Below are 9,099 nucleotides of genomic sequence, written 5' to 3'. Positions count from 1 at the left end.
AAGGCGAGGCCGCCACCGTGCGCCTGGGTCGAGCGCTGGCGGCGGCGCTGCAGGCGGGCGAGGCCGTCTGCCTGTCGGAGCCGCTGGGGGCCGGCAAGTCGACACTGGCGAGAGCCCTGATCCGCGCCCGGACCCGGCCTGACGAGGACGTGCCGAGCCCCACCTTCACCCTGGTGCAGTTCTACGAGGGCCGCGGCCTCGCCATCGCCCATTTCGACCTCTACCGTCTGACCTCGCCGGACGAGGCCTATGAGATCGGCCTCGACGAGGCGCTGGAGGATGGGGCGGCGCTGATCGAGTGGCCGGAGCGGCTGGACGCGCTTCCGCCGCATCGACTTGAGGTGCGGATCACGCCAGAAACCGGTGCGGATGAGCGCGTGCGGCGCGTGCGGCTGGAGGCCCACGGCGCCTGGGAGGGTCGCAAGGTTGAGTTCGGATCGTGAGGCGCTGAAGGCCGACTTCCTGGCCCGCAACGGACTGGGCGATGCGCGGCGCGAGCCGCTGGCCGGCGACGCCTCGACGCGCCGCTACGAGCGGCTGCACCGGCCGGACGGGGTCAGCCTGATCTTCATGGACCAGCCGCCAGTCGAGAGCGCCCCCTGCCCGCCGAACGCCACCCCCGACCAGCGCCGCGCGGCCGGCTACAACGCCATGGCCCGCCTCGCCGCCGGCCGGGTGGACGCCTTCATCGCCACGGCCGAGTGGCTGCGCGCCCAGGGGCTGTCGGCCCCGCACATCGTCGCCCACGACGCGCCGGAGGGCCTGGCTGTCCTTGAGGACCTCGGCGACGACCTCTACGCCCGGCTGATCGAGAACGGCCAGGACGAGGGGCCTCTCTACGACGCCGCCGTAGACGCGCTGGCCCGCATCCACGAGACCCGGCCGCCGGACGTGTTGACCCACGAGGGCGTCAGCTGGCCGCTGCTGGCCTACGACGACCTGGCCCTGCAGACCGGCGGGAACATGTTCCTGGAGTGGTGGCCCAAGTACGCCGGAATCCCGCCGTTCCCGGAAGAGGCGGCCGCCGAGTGGGAGGCCCTTTGGGCGCCGATCCGCACCCGCGGCGAGGCGCAGGCCAGCGTCTTCTGCCACCGCGACTACCACGCCGAGAACCTGATCTGGCTGCCCGGCCGCTCGGGGGCTCAACGGGTCGGCATGCTGGACTTCCAGGACGCCGTCCGCGCCCATCCGGCCTGGGACTTCTCGATGCTGCTGCACGACGCCCGCCGGGACGTCTCGCCGGAACGCGAGAAACAGGCGCTGGACCGCTACCTCTCGATCCGCAGCGACCTCGACCGCGAGGCCTTCCTGGCCGACTACCACGCGCTGGGCGCGCTCAACATGTCACGGATCCTGTTCATCTTCGCCCGGCAGGTCGCCGGCTACGGGCGGCCCCGCTACGAGGCCTTCATGCCCAGGACCTGGGGCTACCTGAACCGCTGCCTGGCCGCGCCGCAGATGGCGCCGGTGAAGGCCTGGTTCGACGCTTACGTGCCCACCGAGGCGCGCCGGTGACCGACGGCCCCAAGCGCGCCATGGTGCTGGCCGCGGGCCTGGGCACCCGCATGCGGCCACTCACCGACGCCACGACCAAGGCGCTGATCCAGGTCGGCGGCAAGGCGCTGATCGACCACGTGCTCGACAGGCTGGCCGACGCCGGTGTCGAGGAGGCGGTGGTCAACGTCCACCACTTCGCGGACCAGATGGAGGACCATCTGGCCCGCCGGACCCACCCGCGCATCCGCATCAGCGACGAGCGGGCCGAACTGCTGGACTCCGGCGGCGGCATCCAGAAGGCCCGCCACCTGCTCGGCGAGGACCCCATCTTCATCGCCAACATCGACTCCATCTGGATCGAGGGGGCGACGCCGGCCCTGGAGGCGCTGAAGCGCGTCTGGGACCCCGCCAAAATGGACGTCGCCCTGCTGCTGGTCCCCCGCGGCCAAGGCATCGGCTTCGAGGGCCCCCGCGGTTTCTTCATGGACGCCGAAGGACGGCTGACCCACTCGGCCGAGCCGCAGCCGCCGACGCCCTACGCCAACGTCGGGTTCCAGATCATGAAGCCGCAGGTGCTGGACGGGGCCGGCGAGGGCGCCTTCTCCATGGTGCCGATCTGGCGCGAGCTCGCCGCCCGCGGCCGGCTCTACGGCGCGGTCATGGACGCCTTCTGGATGCACGTCGGCGATCCCGCCGCCCGGGATGCGGCCGAGGCGCGGCTCAATGAGCCGGCATGAGATCTTCGGCGTTCGCGCGCCGCGGTGGTTCAACATCCCGGCCCACCGGCCGTTCGCGGAGGATCTGGCCCGCGGCCTCTACGAGGCGCTGATCCCCGAAGGGCCGGAGGCCCTCGCCGAAGCTGTCCTCCTGACGCCGACCCGCCGCGGCGCGCGCGCCTTGACTGACGCTTTCCTGGCCGCCGCGGGCGGGCGGGCCCTGCTGCCGCCGCAGATCCTGCCGCTGGGCGACCTCGACGAGGGCGAGCCGCCGTTCGAGCCCGGCGACCTGGCCTTGGATCTGCCCGCCGCCATCGCCCCCCTGCGCCGCCGGTTCGAGCTGACCGGGCTCGTGAAGGCGAACGAACGCCTGCTGAACCGGGAGCTGGACGCCGTCGGCGCCCTGGAGCTGGCCGACGCCCTGGGCGGCTTCCTTGATAGCCTGCAGATCGAGGAGGTGACCGCGGAGAAGGGGCTCGCCGACCTGGTCGAGAGCGACTTGGCCGAGCACTGGCGGGTCTCCCGCACCTTTCTGGAAGTGGCCCTGGAAGCCTGGCCGAAGCGGCTGGCTGAGCTGGGCCTGGTGGACGTCAGCCAGCGCCGCGTCCTGCTGCTGCGGGCCCTGGCCGAGAAGTGGGACGCGGAGCCGCCAGAGGGCCGGCTGGTGGCGGCGGGCTCGACCGGCACCGCGCCGGCCACCGCCGACCTGCTGGCGGTGATCGCCCGCGCCCCGCAGGGCTGTGTCGTTCTCCCCGGCCTGGACGAGGGGCTGGCCGACAAGGCCTGGGCGCAGGTGGAGGAGCAGCATCCGCAGGGGGCGATGAAGCGGCTGCTGGACCGGGCCGGCGTCGCTCGCGCCGACGTCGCCGTCTGGCCCGCCTCGCGCCCACACCTGAACGAGGGCCGCTGGCGCCGGCGAGTGATCAACGAGGCGCTGCGCCCCGCCGAGGCCACCGCCGACTGGCTGCACGTGATCGGCGAGCTGGCGGGCAAAGGCCCCGGCGAGCCCGGCGCGACCATCGCCCGCGGCTTTGACGGCCTCTCCCTGGTCTCCGCCCGCGGTGAGGACGAGGCGGCCACCGTCACGGCCCTGCTGCTGCGAGAGGCGCTGGAGACGCCGGGCATGACCGCCGCCCTCGTCTCCCCTGATCAAGCGCTGTCGCGGCGCGTCGCCGCCCGGTTGGCCCGTTGGGGGATCGTCCCCGACTCCTCGGCCGGCGAGGCGCTGGCCGGCCGCCGGGTCGGCGTGCTGGCCCACCTGCTGGCCCGCGCCGCCGCCGATCCGCTCCATCCGGTGATCCTGCTCGGCCTCATCAAGCACCCTTTCACACGCCTCGGGCTCGAACCTTCGGACCTGGAAGCCGGCGCCGAGACCCTGGAGCTGAAGGCGCTGCGCGGCGCGCGCGCCCACGAGTGGGAGGCGCTCGAGCGGCGCCTGGCCGGCCTGCGCCCGGAGGCGCAGGACCTCGCCGTCCGCCTTCGCGCGGTGCTGGACGACCTCACCGCCGTCTACGCGAGCGGCCCGGCGCGTCCCGCCGACGCCGCGCGCGCACTCGCGGCCGCCATGGAGGCGATCGCCGAGGATCCCTCGGGCGCCCCAGGCGAGCTCTGGGCCGGCCACGGCGGGGAGGCGCTGAGCCGGCTGCTCTCCAGCCTGATCCACGACTCTGCCGGCCTGCCCCCCGCCACCGCCGATCGCTTCGCCGACCTGCTGGACGCCCTCATGGCCGCAGAGACCGTGCGCGCCGGCGGCGCCACCCACCCGCGCCTGCGGATCCTCGGCGCCATCGAAGCGCGGCTGGTCCGCGCCGATCGGCTGATCGTCGCCGGCCTGGAGGAAGGCGTCTGGCCCAAGGGCGCGCCGCTCGACCCGTTCCTGTCGCGGCCCATGCGCAAACGGCTAGGCCTGCCGCCGCCGGAGCGACGCATCGGGCTGGCCGCCCACGACTTCGCTCAGGCCGCCTGCGCGCCCGAGGTGGTCCTGCTGCACTCCGAGCGCCGCGAGGGCGCGCCGGCCGTGAAGTCGCGCTGGTTATGGCGGCTGGAGACGCTGGCCCGCGGCGCCGGCGTCGAGATTCCCGGTCACCCGGAGGTCCTCGCCTGGGCCCGCGGCCTCGACGCGCCGGGCGCCTATTCCCCCGCCAAGCGGCCCGGGCCCACGCCGCCGGTGGAGCACCGGCCGCGGGAGATGTTCGTCACCCGGGTCGAGACGCTGACCCGCGACCCCTACGCAGTCTGGGCCCGCGACATCCTCAAGCTCTACCCGCTGGAGCGGCCGGACGAGGCGGTGGAGGCCCGCGCCCGCGGCACGGCCATCCACAAGGCCTTCGAGATCTTCTCTACGGAGCACCCGCACGCGCTCCCGGAAGACGCCGCGGCCATCTTCGAGCGCCTCTACATGGACGCCCTGGTGGAGGCGGGAATGCCCAGCGAGGCGCTGGTGCGGGAGGCCGCGCTGGCGCGAGAGGCGGCCGCCTGGGTGGTGGAGCTGGAGCGCGAGCGCCGCGACGGCCGGACCCTGCACATCGAGCAGGAAGGTAAGCTCACCATCGAGGCCCCCGCCGGCCCCTTCACCCTGAAGGCCCGCGCCGACCGCATCGAGGTGACCGTCGACGGCTACGGCCACGTGATCGACTACAAGACCGGCAAGGCGCCCTCGAAAAAGGAGGTGGCCACCGGCTTCTCGCCGCAGCTGACCCTGACCGCCGCGATCCTGGCCGGCGGCGGCTTCCACGGCCTCGGCCGCCCCACACCCGGCGACCTGACCTACCTGGAAGTCACCGGCCGCAAGCCCGCCGGCAAGGTGGAGATCCGCGCCGCCGCGGGGCCGGAGAGCCAGGACGCCGCCGCCCAGGCGCTGGCCGGTCTTGGCGAGCTCATCGCCCGCTTTGACAACCCGGCCCAGCCATACCTCTCCCGCGTCTCACCCCAGTTCGTGAAGGCCCGCATCAGCGACTACGACCACCTGGCCCGGGTGTTCGAGTGGTCGACGAGCGGCGAGGAGGGGGAGGAGTGATGGCTGAGATCGTCCACCTCTTCGACCCGGACCCGCAGCGCACCGCGGCGGACCCGACGCTGTCGGCCTTCGTGACGGCTAACGCCGGCTCGGGGAAGACCAAGACGCTGATCGACCGGGTGGCGCGGCTGCTGCTGGCGGGCGCCGAGCCCGAGACCATCCTGTGCGTCACCTACACCAAGGCGGCCGCCGCGGAGATGCAGCGGCGGCTGTTCGACCTGCTCGGCGGCTGGTCGGTGGCGAGCGACGAGCAGCTGCGGACGGATCTGGCGAAGCTGCAGGGGCGGGACGAGGAGACCTACGACGAAAAGCACCTGTCGGAGGCCCGCGCTCTCTTCGCCCGCGCGCTGGAGACGCCCGGCGGGCTGAAGATCCAGACCATCCACGCCTTCTGCGAGAAGCTGCTGCGCCGGTTCCCGGTGGAGGCGGGGGTCTCGCCGGGCTTCCGCGTGCTGGACGACGCCGCCTCGGCCGTGGTGGCGGACGCCGCGCGCAAGGCCGTGGCGCAGCAGGCGCTGGGCGCCGGGCCGCTGGCGGACGCCTACGCCCGCTTCTCGGTGGCCCTCGACTTCGCCAGCTTCCACGAGATGTTCCGGGCCTTCGAGGCCAAGAGGAGCGCCATCGCCGAGTACATCGAAAGCTGCGGCGGCCTGGCCGGCGTGCCCCAGGCGGTGGCGCAGGCCTGCGGGCTCGACCACCTGATGGACGCCGCCGCCATCGAGGCCGACGCCCTCTCGCCGCCGGCGATCCACGCCGCCGACTGGCGCTGGGCGGCCGAGGCGCTGCTCAAGGGCAGCGAGAAGACCGACGTCCCCAACGGCCTGAAGGCCGCTCAGGTGGCCGAGGCCGCGGCCCTCGGTGAGAGCCGGCCGCAGCTGATCCGCGAGATGCTGTTCACCCAGGCCGGCGAGCCGCGGAAGACCTGCGCCACGAAGCAGGTGGACCCGGCCGTCTGCGAGTGGCTGAAGGCCGAGCAGGAGCGGATCGCCGAGGCCTTCAAGATGGCCAAGCGGGCCCGGGTCGCCGAGGACACCGTCTACGCGCTGACCTTGGCCGCCGCCTACGTCCACGCTCACGAGACCGAGAAGGCCCGCTCCGGCGGGCTCGACTTCGCCGACCTGATCGAGCGCACCTGCGCCCTGCTGGCCAGCCGGCCGGCCGCGGCCTGGGTGCTCTACAAGCTGGACGGCGGCATCGACCACATCCTGGTGGACGAAGCCCAGGACACCGCCCCCGACCAGTGGCGCATTGTCCGCGCCCTGACCGGCGAGTTCTTCGCCGGCGAGGACCGCAAGGCCGAGCGGCGGCTGGAGCGCAACATCTTCGTCGTCGGCGACGAGAAGCAGTCGATCTATTCCTTCCAGGGCGCGCAGCCGGAGCTGCTGATCCACGAGTTCGAGTTCCACCGCGAGCGGGCGAGCGGCGCGGGCTTCCGCTTCGAGCGGGTGGACCTCTTGGCCTCCTGGCGCTCCACGCCGCAGGTGCTGTCCTTCGTCGACGCGACCTTCGCCCCGCCGGAGCTGGCCACGGCGATCCTGCCCCGCGCGGCGGCCGAGAAGATCGAGCACACGGCGATGCGCGCCGCCCACGCTGGCTGCGTCGACATCTGGCCGCTGGAGCAGGAGCTCACGGGTTCGGAGCGCGACGCCTGGGACGCGCCCCTTGACGCAGAGAGCGAGACCAGCGCCAACCGCCGCCTCGCCGAGAAGATCGCCTGCGAGATCGAGGCGCTGATCGAGCGCGGCGACGCCGTCTTCGACTCGCGGCTGAAGGACTGGCGGCCCGCCACAGCCGGCGACGTGCTGATCCTGGTGCGCCGGCGAAAGGCGCTGTTCGAGGACATCCTGCGGGCCCTGAAGCGGCGCAAGATCCCGGTGGCCGGCGCCGACCGGCTGGCCCTGTCCGAACACATCGTCTTCGACGACCTCTTGGCGCTGGCCCGCTTCGTCCGCTTCCCGAAGGACGAGCTGACGCTCGCCGCCCTGCTGCGCAGCCCGTTCTGCGAGGTCTCGGACGAGAGCCTCTACGAGCTCGCCCACGGCCGCGGGAAGGAGAGCCTGTGGGCGCGCCTGCGTCGCCGCGGCGACGAGCGCGCGGAGTGGGCCGGGGCCCGCGCCTTTCTCGCCACCGCCCTGGAGGAGGCGCTGACACGCCGCCCGTTCGAGTTCTACGCCCGGCTGCTGGGCCTGGTCGGCGCCGACGGCCGCTCGATGCGCCAGCGGCTGCTCACCCGGCTGGGCGGCGAAGCGGAGGACGCGCTGGACGAGTTCCTGGCCCAGGTGCTGGCCGCCGAGGGCCGCGGTGTGCACGGGCTGGAGGGCCTGGCCTCCGCCTTCGCCAGCCTCGACATCACCGTCAAGCGCGAGATGGAAGCCGGACGCGACGAGGTGCGGGTGATGACCGCCCACGGCGCCAAGGGACTGGAGGCGCCGATCGTCTTCCTGCCGGAGACGACGCTGTCGCGCACCGCCCGCGGCTCTCCGCTGATGGAGACCGAGACGGAAGACGGAGAGCGCGGCTTCCTCTGGTGCGCCTCGGGCGCCAACGACTGCGAGGCCTCGGCCGCCGCCCGTGAGCGGCGGGCGAAGCGCGAGGAGGAGGAGGCCTACCGCCTGCTCTACGTCGCCTTGACGAGAGCTCGGGACCGGCTGGTGCTGTGCGGGCGTCTTTCGGCGACGGCCAAGGAGGAGAACCTCAAGGGCTGGTGGGGCGCGGTGGGCGCCGCCTTCCGCCACGCCCACATCGAGCCGCACGTGCGCGAGACGACCTGCGGCGACATGCAGATCCGCCGCTATGGGCCGGACCCGCGTCTCCTCGGCCGCGCCGCTAAATCGGCGGCGAGGTCGCCGGGCCTGCCCGACTGGGCCCTGCGCCACGCCGCGCCCGAGGCGTTCGCGAAGTACGCGCCGCCATCCACCCTCGGCGAAGACGCCCGCGCAGCGGCCGCCTCGCCGCTCTCGGAGGCCCAGGGGCTCGGCCGCTTCCGGCGCGGCGACCTGATCCACCGGCTGCTGCAGATCCTGCCCGACGTGCCGGCGCCGACGCGGGCCCAGGCCGCCCGCGGGCTGCTCGAGCGTGAGACGGACCTCACGGCCGACCAGCGACGGGAGATGGCCGAGGCGGCCCTCTCGGTGCTGCAGGACGCCCGCTTCGCCGAGGTGTTCGGCCCCGGCTCGCGCGCGGAGGCGCCGATAATCGGTTCGGGCGCGGCTCTGCCCAAGGGGCTGGCCATCTCCGGCCGTATCGACCGGCTGGTGGTGCTGCCCGACCGGGTTCTGGTGGTCGATTTCAAGACCAACCGGCCCTCGCCGGCGCGCATCGAAGACGCCGACCCGGCCTACATCCGCCAGATGGCGCTCTACGCCGCGGTGCTTGCCGAAGTCTTCCCGGGGCGGGCGATCGAGGCGGCCCTAGTGTGGACGGATGGCCCGAAGCTGATGCCGATCCCAGAATTCCTGTTGGCCCAGAGCCTCGCGGAGCTGGGCCGTAACGCTTGATGCTGGGCAAGGCGCCGCCTACATCGAGGATCGCAAGACGTCAGGCTGCGTTCATCAACCTGACGATTGAGGAGCTTCTCTAATGAGCACCGTGAAGGTCACCGACGACACCTTCGAACAGGACGTCCTGAAGGCCGAAATGCCGGTCCTGGTGGATTTCTGGGCGGAGTGGTGCGGACCCTGTAAGCAGATCGCCCCCGCCCTTGAGCAGATCGCCGACGAACTGGCGGGCCAGGTGACGGTGGCCAAGCTCGACATTGAGGAGAGCCCGACCACGCCCTCCCGCTACGGCGTGCGCGGCATCCCGACCATGATGCTGTTCAAGGGCGGCCAGATGGCCTCGATGAAGGTCGGGGCCATGCCCAAGAATAAG

The 9,099-nt window shown here is 73.0% G+C and carries 6 protein-coding genes; all 6 read left to right on the top strand.

Annotated elements, in window-relative coordinates:
* The coding region (tsaE, locus tag VHK87_RS04525; protein WP_329633703.1) for a tRNA (adenosine(37)-N6)-threonylcarbamoyltransferase complex ATPase subunit type 1 TsaE at positions 1 to 443 on the top strand (443 nt) is incomplete at its 5' end.
* Complete coding sequence (amgK, locus tag VHK87_RS04520; protein WP_329633702.1) at positions 427 to 1,515, top strand: N-acetylmuramate/N-acetylglucosamine kinase AmgK; 1,089 nt, start codon at positions 427 to 429, stop codon at positions 1,513 to 1,515. The genes tsaE and amgK, both read left to right, overlap by 17 nt.
* A gap of 20 nt (positions 1,516 to 1,535) precedes the next feature.
* Positions 1,536 to 2,234 carry a nucleotidyltransferase family protein gene (locus VHK87_RS04515; protein WP_329633704.1) on the top strand — a complete coding sequence of 233 codons (699 nt, stop codon included), beginning with the start codon at positions 1,536 to 1,538 and terminating at the stop codon, positions 2,232 to 2,234.
* The gene (gene addB, locus VHK87_RS04510; protein ID WP_329633701.1) at positions 2,221 to 5,229 is read left to right on the top strand and encodes a double-strand break repair protein AddB; all 3,009 of its coding nucleotides are present in this window, start codon (positions 2,221 to 2,223) and stop codon (positions 5,227 to 5,229) included. The genes VHK87_RS04515 and addB overlap by 14 nt, the downstream gene beginning before the upstream one ends.
* Entirely contained in the window at positions 5,229 to 8,726 is a 3,498-nt protein-coding gene (addA, locus tag VHK87_RS04505; RefSeq protein WP_329633700.1) for a double-strand break repair helicase AddA, read from the top strand. Before addB ends, addA begins: the two co-directional genes overlap by 1 nt.
* 82 nt (positions 8,727 to 8,808) lie before the next feature.
* Positions 8,809 to 9,099, top strand: a 291-nt coding sequence (trxA, locus tag VHK87_RS04500; protein WP_329633699.1) for a thioredoxin, incomplete at its 3' end; no start/stop codon positions are given.

It is taken from the genome of Phenylobacterium sp., assembly GCF_036263695.1.
Lineage (GTDB): Bacteria > Pseudomonadota > Alphaproteobacteria > Caulobacterales > Caulobacteraceae > Phenylobacterium.
The sequence above is the reverse complement of the archived record's forward strand: the minus strand, read 5'-3'. Positions and strand labels throughout refer to the sequence as shown.

Excerpts from the sequence above, each read along its gene's own strand:
- VHK87_RS04515 (WP_329633704.1), top strand. The coding sequence starts at position 1,536 with ATGGTGCTGGCCGCGGGCCTGGGCACCCGCATGCGGCCACTCACCGAC.
- addB (WP_329633701.1), top strand. The coding sequence starts at position 2,221 with ATGAGCCGGCATGAGATCTTCGGCGTTCGCGCGCCGCGGTGGTTCAAC.
- addA (WP_329633700.1), top strand. The coding sequence starts at position 5,229 with ATGGCTGAGATCGTCCACCTCTTCGACCCGGACCCGCAGCGCACCGCG.